15 protein-coding genes are annotated in these 19,719 nt (G+C 48.9%); 4 read left to right on the top strand and 11 right to left on the bottom strand.

Going from position 1 to position 19,719, the window contains the following annotated elements; genetic code table 11:
- Window positions 1-218: 218 nt before the first annotated feature.
- Together NHH88_04345 and NHH88_04340 are read right to left on the bottom strand one after the other, a co-directional pair.
- Window positions 219-686 carry a hypothetical protein gene (locus NHH88_04345; protein ID USX15034.1) on the bottom strand — a complete coding sequence of 156 codons (468 nt, stop codon included), beginning with the start codon at window positions 684-686 and terminating at the stop codon, window positions 219-221.
- Between the two features lie 7 nt (window positions 687-693).
- The gene (locus NHH88_04340) at window positions 694-1,086 is read right to left on the bottom strand and encodes an MbcA/ParS/Xre antitoxin family protein (protein ID USX15033.1); all 393 of its coding nucleotides are present in this window, start codon (window positions 1,084-1,086) and stop codon (window positions 694-696) included.
- 121 nt (window positions 1,087-1,207) lie between these two features.
- Here NHH88_04340 and NHH88_04335 point away from each other — a divergent pair, with 121 nt between their 5' ends.
- From NHH88_04335 to NHH88_04320, 4 genes are all read left to right on the top strand, one after another.
- Window positions 1,208-1,537: a helix-turn-helix domain-containing protein gene (locus NHH88_04335; protein ID USX15032.1), complete on the top strand. Its 330-nt coding sequence runs from the start codon at window positions 1,208-1,210 to the stop codon at window positions 1,535-1,537.
- 226 nt (window positions 1,538-1,763) lie between these two features.
- Entirely contained in the window at window positions 1,764-3,104 is a 1,341-nt protein-coding gene (locus NHH88_04330; GenBank protein USX15031.1) for a DUF4297 domain-containing protein, read from the top strand.
- Complete coding sequence (locus NHH88_04325; GenBank protein ID USX15030.1) at window positions 3,101-3,580, top strand: hypothetical protein; 480 nt, start codon at window positions 3,101-3,103, stop codon at window positions 3,578-3,580. The genes NHH88_04330 and NHH88_04325 overlap by 4 nt, the downstream gene beginning before the upstream one ends.
- Window positions 3,577-5,355: a hypothetical protein gene (locus NHH88_04320; GenBank protein ID USX15029.1), complete on the top strand. Its 1,779-nt coding sequence runs from the start codon at window positions 3,577-3,579 to the stop codon at window positions 5,353-5,355. The genes NHH88_04325 and NHH88_04320 overlap by 4 nt, the downstream gene beginning before the upstream one ends.
- 73 nt (window positions 5,356-5,428) lie before the next feature.
- On the opposite strand, the gene NHH88_04315 is transcribed toward NHH88_04320, so the two are convergent.
- The 9 genes from NHH88_04315 to NHH88_04275 all read right to left on the bottom strand — a co-directional run bounded on the left by NHH88_04315 (window position 5,429) and on the right by NHH88_04275 (window position 19,571).
- Window positions 5,429-6,709 carry a DNA-processing protein DprA gene (locus NHH88_04315; GenBank protein USX17265.1) on the bottom strand — a complete coding sequence of 427 codons (1,281 nt, stop codon included), beginning with the start codon at window positions 6,707-6,709 and terminating at the stop codon, window positions 5,429-5,431.
- Between the two features lie 53 nt (window positions 6,710-6,762).
- Window positions 6,763-8,838: a RecQ family ATP-dependent DNA helicase gene (locus tag NHH88_04310; protein USX15028.1), complete on the bottom strand. Its 2,076-nt coding sequence runs from the start codon at window positions 8,836-8,838 to the stop codon at window positions 6,763-6,765.
- A 137-nt stretch (window positions 8,839-8,975) separates the two neighbouring features.
- A complete protein-coding gene (locus NHH88_04305) occupies window positions 8,976-9,887 on the bottom strand; it encodes a plasmid recombination protein (protein ID USX15027.1) in 912 nt (303 codons plus the stop codon).
- A 1,757-nt stretch (window positions 9,888-11,644) separates the two neighbouring features.
- Window positions 11,645-12,619: a DUF4263 domain-containing protein gene (locus tag NHH88_04300; protein USX15026.1), complete on the bottom strand. Its 975-nt coding sequence runs from the start codon at window positions 12,617-12,619 to the stop codon at window positions 11,645-11,647.
- A 147-nt stretch (window positions 12,620-12,766) separates the two neighbouring features.
- Window positions 12,767-13,546 (bottom strand): hypothetical protein, encoded by a 780-nt coding sequence (locus NHH88_04295; protein ID USX15025.1) that lies wholly within the window; start codon window positions 13,544-13,546, stop codon window positions 12,767-12,769.
- A gap of 239 nt (window positions 13,547-13,785) precedes the next feature.
- Entirely contained in the window at window positions 13,786-15,891 is a 2,106-nt protein-coding gene (locus NHH88_04290; protein ID USX15024.1) for an AAA family ATPase, read from the bottom strand.
- 525 nt (window positions 15,892-16,416) lie between these two features.
- Window positions 16,417-17,103: a DUF2971 domain-containing protein gene (locus NHH88_04285; protein USX15023.1), complete on the bottom strand. Its 687-nt coding sequence runs from the start codon at window positions 17,101-17,103 to the stop codon at window positions 16,417-16,419.
- A 215-nt stretch (window positions 17,104-17,318) separates the two neighbouring features.
- On the bottom strand, window positions 17,319-18,200 hold the full coding sequence (locus NHH88_04280) for a hypothetical protein (protein USX15022.1): 882 nt from the start codon (window positions 18,198-18,200) through the stop codon (window positions 17,319-17,321).
- A gap of 105 nt (window positions 18,201-18,305) precedes the next feature.
- Entirely contained in the window at window positions 18,306-19,571 is a 1,266-nt protein-coding gene (locus NHH88_04275) for a tyrosine-type recombinase/integrase (protein ID USX15021.1), read from the bottom strand.
- Window positions 19,572-19,719 lie beyond the last annotated feature (148 nt).

Raw genomic sequence — 19,719 nt, 5'->3', positions numbered from 1 at the left:
AATTAAGTGGCTGCAAAACCTTCCAGCCTCTTTCTCCAGCAGCAGTCAGCAGAACGTCCAGGGCCTCCCGTTTTGTCCATCCGAATGCTAGATGCATCCCGTTGGAAAGGTGGTATGCGTGCTTCTGGTAAGCTGGCCCCATTGAGTCGGCCGGAACAGTATGGCTATGCAAGGTCGCATCTACCCACTCATCTTGCAAGACAACGTACAAATGGTTTCTATCTAATTTGGGCACCACTACTCAACCTTTCTTCGCCAAGTGCAGGACCAAGCAAAATTGAAACGATCTCGCCTGTCTTTACAGACATAAGGCTTCCTTCCCTATCCTGATCCCCACCAGCTTGCTCTAATGAGTCAAAGACCGCCCAGCATAACCACGAGAACACTGCCTTGTAAGGGCAGTTATCGTTCTCAATGCGGTTCTGTTGCCAGTATGTGCCAAGAGCTATGCGAAGCCGGAAGCCGAGCTTGCTACCACTCCAACCTTTGATACCCACGTAGAGAGGATCTTCGCCGGCGATGATTACTGCAAGCCGATCTCGCTCATGACGAACCCGCTCGGCAAACTCCTTTGAGGTCAAGGCACCTCTTCCTCGATCCAGCAACAGGTCCCGAACAAACAGGCAATAATCGGCAATAAGACCGCCGACAACTTCTTGACTGCCTAGGTCTAGTTTTTGCGCCATAGTTCGATCAGCTGTAAAGCTCTAGAAGTAGCTTTTCGACTCTAGCACAGCCCTCAATAGTGATCATGGCACTAAGAGGCGTTTGGTTTTTGAGCGCGACCGGCAGGCGAGTGTTGAACCATCTATGTGCCTCGCCCGCGCTTGCAAAAGTGCTTTGGGCCAAAGCTTCTATTTCCTTTTGTCGCTGGACAAGCAACAGCTTGACCTCTGATACGGCATCTGGCTCAGAACGCAGCCATTCGTTAACGCTGCTTTGAGGGGCGCCATATCTTGCCGCGTAATGGTCATCTACAACCTGCTCAGCAAAGTCGTCAGCTGTCTCAGGAGACGCCCCGCCGATCTCGCTGGCGTGAAGTTGTTCGACCTCATCTAACTCATCAAATTCGTACTGTTTCTTCATAGATCAAATGGCGGTTATTTCTGTATGAAACGGCATGCTACCAGATAGTACGAAATACGTAGTATCTGGAAAGACAAATAATTACGATTCTCGTAGCTCTTAATCCGTGCAGAGCTAATGAATGAGCAAAGGAAATGAACTTTGGGGACGACGACTGAAAGAGACAAGAACAGCCGTAGGCTTGTCGCAAAAGCAGTTAGGCATCCTCGCTGGCCTAGACCAGTTCGTTGCTGGGACCCGCATCAATCGCTATGAACTAGGCGTTCACAAGGCTGACTTCCAAATTGCTCAGCGTCTGGCTGAAATACTTAACATCCCAACGGGATATTTTTTTACAGAAGACGATCAACTTGCTCTTTTGATGTTGGCCTATCATCGGATGTCACAAAAGAAAAAACATGAACTTACGAAGTTGGCACGTAAGCTTATGGCTCCGCCTCAGACCTCGTAAATTCCCGTCCACTCTAGCGCCTCACGTATCGGGATGAGCTACACGCATGCCTACAACTGACCACGAAATCTTGCGCTTGGTGACAATTCGTGTATTTTTATACAACAACCATCCGTTAAGATAAAAGTTCAGAAGGAAATAGTGCAGAATAGCTACCGCTGATTGAGGTTTGGAATGACTAGGGTTCTTTGACGCATGCTTAGTCGTTGTTTCGATTGATGCGCCGATGTCGAAAAGACTGTATATTTATACAGTCATGAGAACTCACACTGTCATTTCCAAAAAGCAACCCATATGGGGTAAATGGGAACTATTGGCCGCATCGCCTTTGTGGCAAAAAAAGAATGATAAAACGACCATTCGCATAGTTCCAATCGCAATCTTGGTAATGAAAGAAAAGCCCGTGGACGTTATCCATGAAAAAGCGCCTCGGGAAACTGTTGGTCGAGAGACAACCAATCGTTTTCGGATGCAGTTTCAAGCCGCTGCCTTTGCCGCACTAGAAATACTTAGTGGCAAGGATGTTGATCGAGTCTATTGTGACTACCATGATGACTTCGTTGTCCGTCGAAACATCAACGGCGCTATCGAGTACCACTTCTTCCAAGTCAAAACAAAAGGTCGAGCCAACCAGCAGTGGAAAGTCGATGAAGTCTTCTCTTTGAAAAAAAAAGGGAAACTCGACACCGAAGAAAAGCTGACTGCAATACGAGACAGCATCGCCGGCAAGCTATTCATTCATACCATTGAGTTTGGAGAGCAGTGTCGAGAAGTCACCGTACTCAGCAATGTTCATTTTCAGGATGATGTTATTGAGGTCCAACAGCATCTCAAAGATGGCAAATCCACTCTTTCTTACATCAACCAGTTCATTGAAAAGTTCGGTGACATCTTCTCACCAGGAAAGCCGCTATCCGAAGATCAGTTTAAAGCAGCAAGATCCAAGCTAACTCTGTGGCAGGTGTCCCACTTAGGGGACACTCTTGAACCCTTCGCAGATGCGGCGCGCACAGCCATATGGAATCACAGCGAAATTGACCTCCAGAAGCATGAGGTAGATGAGATAGCAAACAGCCTTATTGCACTTGTTGAGTCGAAATCTTGTGCTCCGATCAAACGTCTAACCAAGGAAAAAATTGACTTGGTTACCGGCGTTGGTCTCGATGATCTTTTAAAGGTGCTGAGCATCTCAACCACGGTTTACCGGAATTTGCTGAGTGGGGATACTCCTCAAGCAATCAAAGTTGCATCAATATTGCAACGCCAATTAAAGGCCGCCGGTGCGCCGGACAATATGATTGAAGTGGCATCTCGTGCAAAGGTGACTTGGGATGTGTGGCTTCGTACCGCTCGCCACACATTCCCTGAGTTCGATCTTGAACGACTACTCAGCGACATCGATGCCAAATGTAAAGCGTGGATTCTGAGCGGAGGTGCTCTTGCCGATTTAGGAACGCAGATTGATGTAGTGCTTCAGTCAGCGCTGGCTCAAAAGTTTCCGCTATTGAACGTTGATCTGTTGCTAGGAGCGTTTTGCGCGTCAATTGTTCGGAGGTCCTCACGATGAATGCTACCGAATTCTTTAATGAAGCAAGAAAGCTTAATATCCGGCTGCAAATTCCTGCTGAGCTATCAATTCCTGCCCACTCGTTGGGTAACGAAGCACTGTTTCAGCTTCCCTTGCTGGCCATGACGATTCTTGCGCTAAGCAAAGGGGCCTCGAAACCCCTACTTCCGGAAATCGGGCAGTTAGTTGGCGAGTGCCTGGAACGGACGGTAGCAGGCTTCAAAGGCTCATCTCAGGATATAGGATGGTCTGGCAACTTACGCATACGAACAATCAAAGCGCTGACATTTTTAGAAGCGACGAAACAAATTACTGTCGATGATCAAACGCGGCGGATATCTGCAACCGAACTTGGCAAGAAGGTCTTCCAAAGCGCTACAGCTGGGGAAAGCCCGTTAGCGATGTCGATGAAGACTATTGAGCTTAGCTATCAATATATTAGAGATGAAGCTCGCATTCGAGGAGAAGTAAATTGAGACTTGTTTCTCTCAAAATTGAGCCACTGGGAGAGAACGGTTGGGAAAGTCCGCTTCTTGAGTTTGGGGCGCGCACCACGTTACTTTTCGCGAGAAACGGGAGCGGAAAAACACCAATTATTCAATCACTTGCTGGCAGTCTTGGATACCCGCCGAAGTTTCGAGATGAGATATACGGCAAATGTGCAGCGATAACGCTAGTAGCGGAGAACGATGGAGAACCGTTTTTTGTGCACCGCATTTTAGGGGCCAATAATCGCGATTTCCATGCCGTACTCAGCCATCGGGGCGAGGAATCTGAACACTTCAGCGAAGGATCGTTCTCAATAGCGCTGTTTAAAGCGCTTGGCCTGGAGCCCCCCCGCTTGGTAGCGAATAACGGTCAAGTTGCCCATCCTTTCGTATCCACGGTCCTACCCGTTTTCTACGTTAATCAGGGCGATGGCTATACTGCGGCCTACAAATCGACCAGTCCCTTCATCTCCGACCAATTCGTAGAGATGGTTCGTTTCGTGTTCGGGCTCAACCCCAAACACTCATTCGACGTTAAAAAAGATATCATCAATGAGAAGGCTGCGCTTGATGCGCAGACTCGAAAGATCGTTGCTGCCCAGCGCGTACTCGAATACCAATCAAGAGACATCGATGATAGTGCCGTAAATCAAGAGATACTTCAGCTTCGTGTTACCGACCTAACTGGCAAGGTCGATGCACTTCGCGACTCAGTCGATGCAAAAGGAACTGCAAACGCCACTTTGACCGAATTGCTGCGTCAAAAAGACCAGCAAATTCAGTCAAAGCAGATTGAGCTCTCCGAACTACGTAGTCGCGTCTCAGGCATTGATGCCATTCGCACTGAAATTGACGGTGAAGTAAAGACTCTTGGTCTGAATGAAGAAGCTCGTCGAGTATTCTCTTCGTTTGGCGAGATATGTGGCGTTAGCAACTGCGGCCTCTTTATCGGTAGTACTGAGTCATATGGTAAAAATCTTCTCTATCTTCGAGATCAAATTAAAGATCTTGATCGCAACGCATCAAGGACAGAGATACGAATCGAATACATTACGGAGGTATTGGAAAATCTGCGTGGTGAACGGCAGGTGCTGACGGACCAACTGAGATCTCCTACGACGGCTGGCGTTGATCAACTAGTTACAGCAGTGCAAACGCTGACAAAGCAGTTGGTCGAAGCTCAGGCTGAACTTACTCACATTGCGTCGCTTCAGTCTGAGCGCTCCAAGCTTTTCAAGCTCGAAGCCGAACGCCTTCGCATTCAAGATCGCATCGACAATCTGTCGAACAGCGGACGCACCGATTTTGAATTCAACAAACTGCGATATTTGCTTCGAGACCTTGCAGTTAAATGGATGGACATTCTGGATGCTCAGAATGTATCTAGAAACGTCGACATTGACTTGAATCTTCGTTTTACGTTTGACGGCGAGCCGCTGGATCTTTTCTCGGGCAGTACGCAAATCCGGTTGGTGCTGGCTATCCATGCCGCCTTGTTCGAGGCTTACATTTCGGAACCTTCCCGTCCATTTAGGTTCCTGATTTTAGATACGCCTAAACAGCAAGAACTACACACCGCCGACCTTGCCAAATATCTTAGTGCGCTTGAAAATCTTTGCGCAGCTAAGAATGCTCAGCTGATTCTTTCGTCAACTGAGTACGACCACCCGACTGGTCAACAAGACAAGCGATGGTTGCCAACCTATAAAGGGGCCGATCATCCCATGTACTTGGGGATAAAGGCAGATTTTATCGATCGTTAAAGCGACGAGCTACCTAAGCGCATTACCCTCTGGTCGTGAGGATAAATTTGGTGAATGCTCTCCTTACGACTATTCAATGTTTAAGAGCCGAAACTACTCGAAAATGTCCGCCCTCATCATAGGTTAGGACACCATCGACTTCGAGGCGTTTGAGCCATCGCAATGCCTGTTCAGGCATGACGTCTAACATTTTCGCGACCTCTTCTTCAAGAAGGACTTCTTCTTTCGCTTCTTGCAATAGACTGCAAATTGTTTGGAAGAGTACATCCGCCGGGGCGACCGCCAAATTTTCGGGTCTAGTACTGCTGCCATCGCCGTTGGAGATAGCCTCAGTCTTTGGACTAATGGTGACACCGGCCCCTGAGGCGACTGAACCTTCATCAAGCGCTTGGTGTTGCTCAGCGATCTCTGGGTCAGCGAATAGCGAATCGGAGCGAGGTACTCGTTTGCTCCCTTTAGAGGCGTAATCACTTAAGGTCTCAAACAGCTTGGACAAACTATGATGATCTTTGGGCTCTGGCCATTCATAGGCTCCTTGGCCCATCAATTCCCGCAAACCAAGCGAAGGCTCGTCTGTTGAACGAACGAATACCGGAACGTAATGAAGCCTCTCAATTTGCTCAATGGCTCCCGCCCAAGTCCCGCCTTTGCCAATTTCAGAGTCGACCACGAGAGCAGCATCTGCCATCGCATAAATCAATTTATTCCTTTGTAGTGCATGCCCTACACTAAATCGAGAATTGGGGTCATAGGCCGAAATAAGGAGCAATTGCTGAGACATTATTGCGCTCCTTCGGTCGCGATCTATAACGGCACCAAACAAGTCCTCCGCAAGAACCTCGCAACCATAGCCGCCTGCCCCGATAACACCATGCATCGCAGCGTCATCAATGCCTTTAGCTCCACCAGAGACGACAGGCATCCCGGCTTGAGCAGCAAGTTGTCCCACATTTCTCGCATACTCAATTAGCGAACTTTGAGTTTTACGAGGCCCGACGATGGCTAACCCTCCAGTCTCCAAAAGATCCAAGTTTCCACATCCGTACAAGACCGGTGGGGCATCCGTGCGCATTCGCGCCTTCAGGCGCCTAGGGTAATCAGGATCGGCTCGGCTAATAACCCATATAGACCGCGCTCTCCATTGCTCAACCGCCTGGCTCAGCAAGAATCCGCGAGACAACAATTCGTGCAGCCTGCTAGGCTCTACGACCGTCGAACATTCGCGCGCTAGCGTGTCACCACCGGGCTCCAAAAGACTAGCCGGCTGTCGCCCTAGCTGGAGCAACTTTTGAGCAAGCGATTTGTATTCCTTCGGCGATAGAACGGCCCCAACAGGGCTGGAACTCCCTACCATCAGCGGGGCTGTCAACAAAAGGATCGCCTGAGTATTGAGTGAAAGACTAGGAATCATTCTTCAGCGCCTGATTGTGCGAGTGCCATGGGCCAAACTGGGCCGCTACCACTTCGCAGGAGAAGCGTAGCAGCGACAGTAAAGGTCCAACGCGAGTTGACGATATCATCGATCAGAAGAACAGGTCCGGGAAGCACATTCGCCAGAACAACCTCCATTGCTCCATCGAGGTTCAAAGCCTGCTGAGCACTATTCGCCATGAATTTTTGCTCCTTGGTATGGACGGTTTTTATAAGCGCGTGCTGATAAGGTAGCCCTAACTTTTGCGCCACACGTTGAGCAAAATTTGGAACGAGATTTGGATTTCGCAGCGACGGGATAGCCGCAACCCAAGTAGGTGCCGGATTTGGTCCCCACTCTCTTACCATTGTTACACAAGCATCCACGAGCTCATCACTAAAATTCTTGGCAAAATAGCGATCCGATTTGATAAGGCGTCCCCATCCTGCATCGCCCCAAATAGCAAGACTTCGCCCAATTCCGGCTTGATACTCAGGACGAATTTTCCCATGGACTCCAGATTGAGGCAGTCCTCCAGCTGGCCATTGCTTACGTGGTTGGATTGGTAGATTCGTTCGCTTTAGGAATGCCACTGCGGTTTGGACCAATGCAGGATCGACAGCCGTTGGAAGCGCGGGCATCGCGACTCCCTTATGCGCGGCAGGTGCGCCGTCGAGTGCGGCAATCAAGAAATCCATATGTGCGCCAAACGGAAGTTCAACATATCGCTGCATCTCTTTCAGCTCTTGCCGTCGAAGCGACGTTAGCCTGTCAGTGCGCTCCCAAAAGGACTCGCTAAGCTCGGCCGTAGTCAACGTCCACTTGGTTCCATTTTTAGTAATTGGAGCGGGCGATTCGAGGTTCAACAAATCTAATGTTTTGTTAACTCGGCCTTGGCTAACATTTACAACATGCAATATTTCTGGTACCGAAAGGCCATGTTCAGATGCCCCAAGAGCGTGAAGTACCTCCGACACTTCTTCTTGTGTGGGGAACGCGCTGTCTATGAACCATTCCGCTATTTCAATCTCCTCGACTCCACTGAGCAAAACACCATAGGCACTATCAAGCGCACGGCCGGCACGTCCGACCTGCTGATAGTAGGCAACGACTGACGAAGGCATTTGAAAATGAAATACGAAAGATAAGTCAGGCTTATCGTAGCCCATGCCCAATGCGGTGGTTGCAACAAGCGCTTTTACCCTATTGTGGAGAAGTGCATCTTCCAGCGCAGGACGGTCCTCGGTAGCCCCCGTGTAGCAGGCCACGTTGAAGCCCAAGTGCTTAAGCCAGGAGGTCAATTGAACTGCATCGCGCACGGTCAATGTATAAATTATGCCGCTTCCCTTCATGCGCTCCAACTGGGTACCTACCCAAGCCATGCGCTCAGCCTGCGTCGGTAGTTTGATGGTCTGGAGCGTCAACGAAGGGCGCCCGAGATCGCCTTTGGATATCAAGAGATCAGGGCCAAGAATGCTTTGAAGGTCACCCATCACTCTGTTATTTGCCGTAGCAGTAGTTGCGAGTAAGCGTAGGTTCGGGGGCAGCATCTTTACAATGCGTTCGAGCAGTCGATATTGCGGACGAAAATCATGTCCCCAATCCGAAATACAGTGAGCCTCATCAACAACCATCATTGAAATCCTGGCGCCCACTACAGACAATACTTCAGCAGCAAATTTTGCGTTAGCTAGGCGTTCAGGAGAAATGATCAGCACGTCCACCTGATCTGCTCGTAGTTGTGCAATGACGTCATCCCAGTCATCGATGTTGTCAGAGTGGATTGTCGCAGCGTTCACGCCCATCGCCTTCGCTGCTGCAACCTGATTACGCATCAACGAAAGAAGTGGGGAAATCAGCAATGTGGGACCACCTCCCTGTTCGCGTAATAACTTAGCGCTAATGAAGTACACGAAGCTCTTACCCCAACCAGTTTTTTGAATCACTAGCAGCCTGCCGCGCCCCTCCACTAGGTGTTGGACTGCCTCTTCCTGTCCGTCGCGAAACTCTGCATTTGAGCTCCTGGAACCGGCCCTTAAAAGTTGAATAGCACGCGCACGATCGTAGTTCATCGATTTCCTTATCTGTAGTGCAGCAGCAAAATAGGTGCCAGAAGAAAGAATTCTTGGCTCCCAAACCTAGTGAGGGGTTAACCGCACTATTGTATCGAAGCGCGAGTCCATGTGGTACAGCAGAGGCTCAGGCTACTCTAGTCCCGCGCTACATGCTCCGTACCCGAGCGCCCACCATCAGCTAGTCCCAGTTTGCGAACGTCTACACAGGATAGAGGTTCTTCTGACGGACGTGATTTGAGGCCTAATTTTCGCGAACCGATATCTATAGACTTCACTGGTCCCCGCTGAGGTAGCGGCTTACATGGCGCAGTCATAATTTGCACGAAGCTCCGCCGTTTTTTTGTTGAAGGCGAAGACGTTAGCGCCAACAACGGGAGCAAGGTGTCTTGATGCTGCCCAAACGCTGCAATAAGAATTCGTGCTATAGCTGGAGCATCAAGAAGTTCAGGACATAACTTGACCGCCTCCAAGATTTTCTTGCCCACCTTCTCTATTTGAGAGCTTGATGGTCTAGGTGGTTTCTGGTGCGCGGGAAAGCCGTATCGTGCGCCAACTTTTGTATGAAAATCCGAGTGCATAAGCTTGATTTTTGATGGCCCACCAGCCAAAGCTCCACCATTCATCCGCCCCAAGATGAGAGGCAAAATTAGTACATGGCAATGTGGTGCAGCTTCATCGAGATGAACTACAGCACTGAGTATAGGAGCTTTGAAATGATCTTCGATCCAAGCGACCGTGTCATGGAAAAATGTACGTTGATCAATAGTTCCTTCTTGCGGGAGACTAACAACTACCTCTAGAGCCATGATTGCATCCTTTCGTCGGATCTTCACGCCGGCCTCGTCGATCAGCTGACTTGCATATTTAACTACTGCCGCTGCGGTATCCTCACCTCGCAGGCGATAATTCAACGAGATGCGCGTGGGATCGATACGCCCACTACTAGCGACACCGCACTCGGCGGCAATCTGACGAAGGTTATGGAGAGCAGCAATCTTTATGACATTTTCATGTGAAGTTGCACCTCGGACAGTTTTGGTATTCAACGATTTAATTCGCACGAATGCGGTAGGAGCAGGCCCATGCTGTTTCAGTGGGGGGGCCGGTTGTCTAGAGTTGCTCATCATAGTCATGACTGATCAGCGATTCGAGATTGCGCCACGATGAAAGCGTCAACTTGGTCCATGTCCCATACCGTCACAGATGCCCCCAATTTGAAAGGCTGCGGAAATTTCCCTGTACGGACCCAGCGCCAAACAGTCGCAGGGCTGACCGGCAGCAAGCCTTGCTTGCGCGGGGTCGTAGCCAGTTCGTTAATTCGTATAACTCGTTTTGACATGATGAGATCCTCAAAGGTATGGCATGGCGCAGGATGCGCTGCAATGAGACGAACTTTGAGGGATATCCAAGGCGTAAAAAGGCAGCTGCCTATGTGAAGTAGGCCATAGCTCAAACTTACCTGAGTTCACATCTGCAAGGCCTTGTCCAATGCAGGACAGTTGCTGCATGAGCTAATCTAGCGTCGACAAGAAGACATCCGGCGTCAACCTAGCGACAACCTAGCGACAACCTGCATTCAACGATCTCCCCTAGCGGAAGAGATACACTTGGAGCCAGACAACGTTGATATTCAAAGCATTTGAGGATGTGTAAGTTTGATGAGGTAACGATCGAATCGTCAGCATGAAGCGTCAACCTAATCTCCCGAGCGTCAACCAAAATCGTCAACCATTTGCACGATCGACAACTGCCTTCGACTGTCTAAAAATTCAGCGACGCTTGATCTTCAAAGGAAAATGAGTTTCTCAACCCTAAATGCAAAGACAGTCGTAGAGGTAGTTGACGGACACTTCCCTAAAAAAGCTCAGTGCGGCCATACGTTCAAGTACGCGCCCCTTGTTGATGGACTGAGTATATTATTGGGAACGAGCCATCCGCATGGTGCGGCATGGGAAATCCCATCTACTTAGGCCATATGGATAATCAGAGAATACGCTGTAATATCATAGACTACCGCAAAGGGTATATCGAGGTCACCCCTGGGATACATTCTGGTTGCGTGAACATTGAGGCATGGAATACTGACCCTAACCTTGGAATTGAAAATCTAGATGTTGGGGACCTTCCAGAGGGCGCGGTCATCGGGAATACAGAGTTAGAACTGAGCCTTGAAATGGCACGCGCACTGGTTCATGCACTAAATATTGCTATCAAGAGCGCCGAGAGCGTCGAATAGCTGTTGCAGATGGGAATCACAATCCATCCTGTGGATTCGAGTTCCGGTTGCGTGCAAGCACCCGCAAAGCTTCCGGAACCATTCTCCAACGCTTACTGTGCGTTGACGCGCAATTATAGGGGCATCGCCGTCAACCAAGCTTGCGCTTCCTACAGATAAGTATCGGATCTTCGACCTCAAGTGTAAAAATCAAAGAAATCAAAACTCAAACCCGTACTTGCTTGTTGTCTAAATGGGTAAGGTCATGGTTTCAATTGACTGTGAGCCGGTTCTGAACGGCATCACCAACGAAGAGCGGCTGCAATCCCGGTGCTAGACCGGTACGCTGGTTCCCCCGTGAGTGCTGGTTACCCGGTGCGGGCACGGTATGCCTAGCTGGCGCCCCCCCAGTGCCGCACGTCACCGCCAGCGGAAACACCGAGAGCCGCTGCTAGAGTAGCATCCCAGACCACCAGCGCTCTGCTGTGGCTGCCGCCATCGCCTAGGACCAGCGAAGACTGCGTCCTTGACTTACGATGGAGTGAAGCAGACCACTTTATGGCGAACGCTTGCACGGCTTGCTAATAGTCACTTCGCCACATCGAGAATACATTCTATTTTTTCAAACAATTCATCATATCCAACTATTTCTGTTCCCGCGAGCTCACCACGGAATAACTCAAATGACCTCCTTTGAAGTGGTGTCGCAAGTTCCTTTTGAACATTGCCCGCTATTACTACGCATTTTGGAGAAAAGACGTTAAAGGGACTACCATGATCGGCTTTGCCGAGCGAGTAATATTCCTTAATCAGACTATCTCTATAGTTCAAGACTTGGACAATACTTCCAGATAGGTCATCGCTCATTGCAAATGCATTTTGCCTGTACTGTTTTCCAATGAGCGCAGTGGCAGGAGTTTTTATTTCTATTAATACAACGTTGTTAGTGGCCGGATTCGCGTATACGAAATCCACCAAATTACCCTTATCATTTTGGACGGACTTGCCCCCGACATAGCACTTTGATCCAAATTGAACCATTGATCGAGGAAATAACTGTGCAATCACCGCAGGACAGCGTTGAAATAATTGTTGCCAGAACTCCTCCGTTTCGTTGTGGCTTGCTTTATTCCAAATATCCAGAGCACCTGAAAGTGAAAGTTCAACGTCATGAGGGATTTGGAATTTCTCAGGACTATTCTTTCCAGAGAGTGCAGCCCGTACCTTACTTAGATGGTCTGCTCGAGCCTTTTTCAGCCACTGAGTCGTGTACACACTGGGCTGCCTATCAACAATACGGTGATGGCTAGGGCACAACAGCAGATGGTTTTCTTCCGATGTCAAAAAAGGAATATCTGACTTCGCATTGTATCGCGGGCCAGATGAATGGAGAGCTTCAATGGAGGCAACCTCTCCTATAAACGTTCCATCTATTAGAAGCTCCTGAGTGCACCCCGGAAATGAGCACTGATATGAATTTAATTCGGCTACAACCCTCCTTATTCGAGGATTCCGAACAAAAATATTTACACTTTCTATCTGAGCCTGCGGCAATTTTTCCATCAGAAAAAATTCTCCAATATGCTTCTCCTCAATATCTACTCTTTACGTAATCCAAAGGTCTTCGGATGACCTGTTACTTTCGCTACACCCGCCCCTCAAAACGAGGAACAGAGGGCTTATTGTCTACACCTCTGAAATGTTAATTATTTAACCGCATTTTAGTTTTACCCATTTACCCGTCGAAACATAAGCAAGTAAGTCGATCAATGGGCGCCTTCGTCTTTCTTTCATCAAGAAACTCATGAGATGGATATAGAAGTCCAAAAAAACGCCGTTCTCTTCGTCTTTGACCCTCGCAGCTGCGATTTGTGGCCGAAGCATCCCACGATTAAGAACAATTACCCTATCCAACAAATCTGCTTCGCCTCCTACGCTCTGCACTGCCACCTTGACTCTATGGAATTCTTTTTGAGCCCAATCTTCCTCAGAGAGGTCGGTCGTGTATGCAAATACTATGTAAGGGCACCTATGGCAGTCTGCTGGAGCTTCACCTTTCATCGGAGACGGCGAGAATTTATGCTTAAATGGCTTTAAATCTCGAAGCTTTGCAGCTGCGACCGCACATTTATTAAGTTCTGCCTGGGTGAGAACAGACTTGACTTCGATGACGGCATATAGCGCTTCCGCAGGAAGTAGCGTGTTCTCTCCAGCTGCCAGCAATGGTGATGCCGTAGAGCTGTCGTAAACGAAAAGGTCCAATTGTCCAGTGCGAGTATCAAGATAATCGACAACCTCCCCTTTCCCAACCGAAAAGCTCTGCGGAAGATGCATCGCTAAGAACTGACCAAGAGCTTCTGCTCTTTCATCTCCACGAATCCCGCGATGCTGGAAGTTGGCAGCTGATCTCGCTGCAAGAGCCAGCTGATCCTCTGCCTGTGCAAGGATTTGTTGAAATATTTTGCTTGGATTCTTAGTAGCGCGTTTCAATATACCCCCTTATTATTTAATACAAATCGCACCACACCAAAAGAAATCCATTGGAATAATTTTTTAGTCATAAATCTCGTAATCAGCGATAGAGGAGCATTAAAAATCCCCCCGTGAGCAAGGCCATATATTTCTGTCTGGCCAGCTATCGCTAATCTTCAAATAATTTTTCTCGAAGAAGGGTTCTTTTCATATGAAATTCGTGGGCTGCGTCCTACGTTCTAAGGCACACTAGTTGACTATCGGAATAACTCTGAAAAAATCTCGTGAAACTCAGTGTTACGTTCTGGCCCTAGCGCCGAGCTAAGAGCGATCGCGGTTGCCGTGTCTGTTACTTTTTCCGTCGCGGCAAGTGCCCTTTCGGGCTTTGGCCCAGACGTAGTGATGCCTAATGGATAGTAGTCCTCGATCGCGCCTTTCGATAACACGCAAATACCTTCCGCTCGAAGCGCGTCCAGCCACGGAACCAAGCTTGAACGAGCGACATCGTCCTCAACACAAACGCGAACGCGAGCAATTTCTTGTTCCCATGTGAACAGTTGATCAATAAGTTTCAGTTGTTCATCATTGACCGTTTTTTTTGTTTGAATTTCCCGAAGAGTTATCTTTGCCTGGTTGTAGCGAGACTTCCATGAGTCACCATTCACCTTGTCCTTAATTTGTCGTGCAGCCGGCTCGAATGACGTCCCCAATTCAATAATTCGTGAATCAATAGCTCTTAAAGCATTGCCTCGCTTTTCTTCGCAAGCCGGGCTTGCACCTAGATGCTGATATCCATCAAACAAAGCATCGAGGTCGGCAACGATCTTTACATCGATACCGAAAGAGGAAAAGAAGGAACGGAATTTTGCGAAGTTACCTTTCCCTGACACCCTGACTAAACCGATGTTATTAGCATCGAAGTCCCACTTCGAATCCAACAGTTTTGCCACGTGCTTCGAATATGCATCGTCGGACTCTCCCTCAAATAGGACAATCCGGCGATTGAAGAACGCGGCATCCGCATTTTCGTATCTGGCAAGTCGGAAAGTTTCCGCTCGCTCATCATCTAAAACGAAGTTCACGGGGAATAGACGACTAACAGGCTTTGGAACCTCTTCTACCTTAGCGATTCTCACAAAAGATGCCGTTATACCAGGTGCAAAAAAAAGTGGCGAATGGGTAGTTACGACAACTTGGTGGGCGCTAGCGATCTGTGCGAGCGTATTGAACAGGACCTTCTGTGACTTTGGATGAAGATAAAGCTCGGGCTCTTCAAACAGAAATATTAAAGGACGCTGGATGCTACGCTGTTCAGCCGCAACAATATGGCGCTCTGACATCTGATGAACGTACGCTTGAAGTAATGCAAATGTCAAAGATCGTTTGATGCCGTCGCCCTTATTATCGATCAAATCTCGCGATCCATCATCGACAAATATTTGCGCCGAACTTAGAATGCTCTTGAGGTCTGGTGGAGGCACACTCAACTCAACCTTCGCGGTTGGGAAATTCCTTCCAAGCAAAGACTGAACAAGGGTTTCTAATTTCCGCACCTTAGCATGTCGACGATCAATAGCTGTGCCGTCTTCTACAGTACGATTAAATAGCTGGTTCATTAAGCTCAACGAAGCAGTCACATCAGTAAGGTCAGGAGTCATGTCCTCAAGCAAAAGAGCTAAGAGACGGCCAAACGATGTCGATTGAGTCGTTTTCAAATCATCAGTGAGGTTTTTCACAGCAGGTATGTAAATTGCCTCCGGTACTAAAACCGTAATCGAAGAGGCAATTCCTGATGGAAGCGGTGCAGGAACCATCTCAAAATGCTCTTCGTTCAATTCTTCGATACATGTAATCAGATATGCTTTACAGGCACCAATAGTTGCAAGATCCACAGGGGCATTAGTAGCGAACTCTGGGTAAGAATTGCATAGCGCCTGACGAGTTGCCGCGCCTCTATTTCCGCTGAGGCATGCGTCGATTGCAGCTACTCTGTATCTATGATCACATGGTAAACGACGAGACGTTGTAACTTCAACCTTTTCATTCGGATTGTAAGTGACTGTTAACTGTAGTCTCTCATCAATCACGATCGACGCAATTCGTTCACGATGTTCTTCTGCTAGCCGAGCAATATGAGGTGCCGTCACGCCAACAAAAAATAATGTGAAGCTAACTGGAGTACCGAGATCATAGAAGAGGTTGGAAGGGATTTGGCTGGGTCTATTAAGAGCAATGACTATCGCTTGCAAGACGGATGATTTGCCGGCGTTATTTTCCCCGACTAAGCAACCAAAGTCTGTTGGCGAAAATTCGACCTTTTGCAAACCTTTGAAGTTTTCAATCTGTATTTTTTCTAGTTTCACGAGACAAATTCCGTAGTCGATTTGCTTATTTGATGTCTATGCGGTCGCCTGTTGCTGTGCACGGGCCGGTTTTTCGGATAGGTCCACTACTGGACTAACTCGACCGATGGCCTTCCAGAATAACATCTTGCTCATCTGAAAAATGCGCGAATTCTCACAAGTCGAGCTGCTGCGGTAAGTGAGAACAGGTGGGGCGACTTGTGAGAACGGAGGCGGCGGTGGCGAGAGTACTCACCCTATGCTGGAAAGGTACGCAGGTCCCCCTTGAGCGCTGGTTTCCCCCAATGTTGGAACGACATCACCAACGAAAGGGGGGGGCTGCAATCCCGGGCTGGGACTTCGCGCTGGTTCTCCCCCATAACCGCATTCCGGTGCCAGAATGGTAAGCTGGCGGCGCTCGAAGGTCGAACGGTGAACCAGCATGCTATACCAACCGGCTTGTATGCAGGTTGCCCAAGAACGCGCCGCCTCAGGATGCCATCACTACCCCTGGCGGTGCGATTTCCTTGGACTCGCGCTATCTATCTATTTTCCACATGGTCGGACAACGATAGCCGGGATGGCTTTTTGTCGCACCATAGTGAATGATTCAAATGCCGGGCGAGCCTTGATGATCGTCACGGAGTGATCTATCCTCCCAACCAATTTCCGAAACGATCCGACCGGCGCTTTGCAACGTGCGCCGAGAATGATCTCTCTAAGTACCAGTTCAGAGCCGACTGCTATGTAGTATTCGCCGTTAATAGGATCTTTGTCCTTAAGATTCAAGAATAGGCGCCATTCTTCTTCATAGGCCCAGTGCTGGTACTTTGTGGTCAATACTTGTTCAATCGCCTCGGGCGTAAGACCACCTACCGGCTCGCCGATCTTGATCAAGTGCTGCAACCGGTCTGGCTCATAGTTCATTTTTTTTGGCCAAACATCCGCCACGTCGAATCCAAGGCAGACGCCCTTATGGTTGTCGGCGTAGTGCCCCCACATGAGTGGACTTTTCCAATGCGTACCCATACAAATCACGCCGAGATTTTTAACCCAGTGCTCTCGCAGAAGCTTGAACACAAAGCGCTCATGCTTGCCTTCCATTCGCACACTCATAAGCTCAAACGGGTCGTTTAAGCGGTCGAACTGGCTGATCCGCATCCGCTTCTCTGGCAAGATAAACCGTGTGGCGGTATCAAAGCTGGTCATATAGTACAGGCGCATGGACGGCATATAGAGTTTGTTGTTTGATAACTATACGGGATGATGGCTTTCTAACTGGTATTTTTCAAAAATAAAACGGGAAGATCTTCTTGGATCTGCTTCTCCAGGCGCTAAACCTAGGGCGAAGTTGGCATCATGCTAACCTAAGAGCTCTCAATCATCTAGGTTGACGGTCAACCACAATTAGCGCAACACCTGGAGCCATGTTGGCCATCGGCGTGAGCCTATGCAACATCTCTAACTTTCTTAAGATGCTCCTCAATTGTCGTTTCGCCGATATCGTAACCCTTAAGACTGGCTTCAAGTTTAATCAATGCAGCAGTCTTGGACGGTTTAGTAAGGTCCAGCTTCGCTAAACCACATAATGTCGCAATAATTCTGTGCAGGGAAGTACGCTCTCGGCCCGACAATTCCTCGTTTTTTTTGCTTGCTCCACAATGAAGACTTTGAAAATCAGCCAAGGATCGAGTACGAATGACCAGATAACTATCCTCAGGCAATGTTGGCGCAGGAAAGTAGTTTAGCGGGTCATTTTTTGTGCGAGTTCGCTCTTGTTGGCTAAGCCTCTCACTCTCAGTTTTTCTAATAGCCCAGATGGCATCATCAATTTGAAATTGGTCAGAAGCGACATATTCCTCTAGCGTCATGGGGTTCGTGGACGAGGTAGCGCTCGAATCACGTTTTTCCAACAACTGAAATATTTTTCCATCTGGTGCCTCGACTAGCGCACCGATTCGGGATATCAACGTAACGTGTGGACCTGAGGTAAGTGTCTGATATTTGTGTTCGATATCAAATTTTTCATTTCCAATCAGGGGTAAATCCCAAATTCCTCGTATTGTCCTCACAGATTTTCGTACGCAAAAATAGCGCTCGTCTAATACCAAGTCAGGGGGAAGGTGCTGAGATTGTCCTTCATCAAGATCAACAAATTGCCCCTCTATTGCTGGGGTATCGTTGACCAGATACGCGGATAGCTTTAGGTATCCATCCAGCGCCAACCTATATACATCAGATTCTGTAACTGTCTCGTTCATGGCGAGGGACAGGTTGTTCGCCGCTTCCTGAATGGACACAAATTCTTTAAACGCAGATAATTTTTTCATACTCTTTTTGGTCACTGCACTAGTCAACGTGACCGTGGTCAAGACGGTAGCCTAGATGTCGCCTTTGCCGAGACCATCCGACTCGCACGACAGCCATGTAGATAATTACGCGGTTTTCTTTATTGGTACGACATCGGCGCCGCAAGTCCAAACATCCAGTAGGTTTGCCCAATCCATCATCATCGCTGCTCGATCGACAAGATAATTTGCGTGATTGTAGGTTCGCCGTACTGCATTAGGTTCGATGTGAGCCAGCTGACGCTCGATCCAGTCAGACCGGTAGCCCAATTCATTCAGTCTCGTGCTGCCGGTTGTCCTAGTGGCGTGAGGGCTATATTTCCCAGCCCAACCCAATGAATTCAACATTTGCCGGAAGGACGCCACAGCCATTGGCCCCTCTCTGTTATCCCGTCCTGGAAAAACGTGCTCATACCGTCCTGTAATCGCTTGCAACGCTTTCAGCGCGCAGACAGCTTGCGGAGGAAGAGGAATCACATGCGCTTCGCGCTTTTTCATCCGTTCAGCTGGAATGTGCCAAAGTGCGGCATCCAAGTCGAACTCGCCCCATCGAGCTTCCGCAGCCTCACTTGGGCGGCAAAGTGTCCACCACATCAATCGGAACGCCGTCAGCGTCTCATGTCGGCCGCCGTGGCTGGCTACATCACGCAACAGCTCGCCGATCTCGTAGGTAGTTAGCGCGCGCTTATGTTGAGTCTTATTTGGTGGTAGTGCCTTACGAACTGGATAGACCGGATCAGCCGTAGCACGCAGCGTCGAAACGGCGAGCTCAAATACGCTCGACATACTGCGCTTCGCCTCCGCTGCCACGGTTAGCCCATTCTGCTTTGATGCATTGGTCAGCACATCCAGCACATGAACAGAAGTCACTAGCGAAACCGGCAAGGCTCCAATTTTAGGGAACACTACCCGCGTCAGCATGTCCAATCGCCGCTTCTTGGTCACATCCTCCCAGTCCTTCAGCGCCAGCCATTCTTTGGCCACGACTTCAAAAGTGGTGGCGCTAGCTTGCTCTCGCTTTAAACGTTCCAATTGGCGATTATGAGCGGGGTTAATACCCTGCTTCACCAACGCACGAGCTTTCACTCGCTCCTCCCGTGCTTCGGCCAGCGTAAACACTCCCCCACCACGCCTAGCGGCGGCCTGATCAACTGTCTCAGCAGATGGTGCCGACGCATACGTGCCGATGACAAACACGCTTTCTTTGATAGCACCACCCTGACGTAACTCAAAACGGTAGCGCCACGCTTTCACTCCATTCGGCTTGATCTCTAAATAAAGGCCATTTCCGTCAGATAGCTTGTATGGCTTTTCCTGCCGTTTCGCGCTCTTGCATTCCCGATCATTCAGCATCGTTTCTCCTATGACGATGCGTACCCGGTTAATTTTGGCACGCTCTCGATCCGATACCCGGCATCGTACCCGGTAATGAATGAGATGCAAAGAGACAACATGAGATGACCTAAAACGAAGAAGCCCCGCATTAGCGGGGCCTCCTTGC

This window comes from Oxalobacteraceae bacterium OTU3CAMAD1, assembly GCA_024123915.1.
Taxonomy (GTDB): domain Bacteria; phylum Pseudomonadota; class Gammaproteobacteria; order Burkholderiales; family Burkholderiaceae_D; genus Rugamonas.
This window is presented reverse-complemented; position numbering and strand designations above follow the sequence as displayed.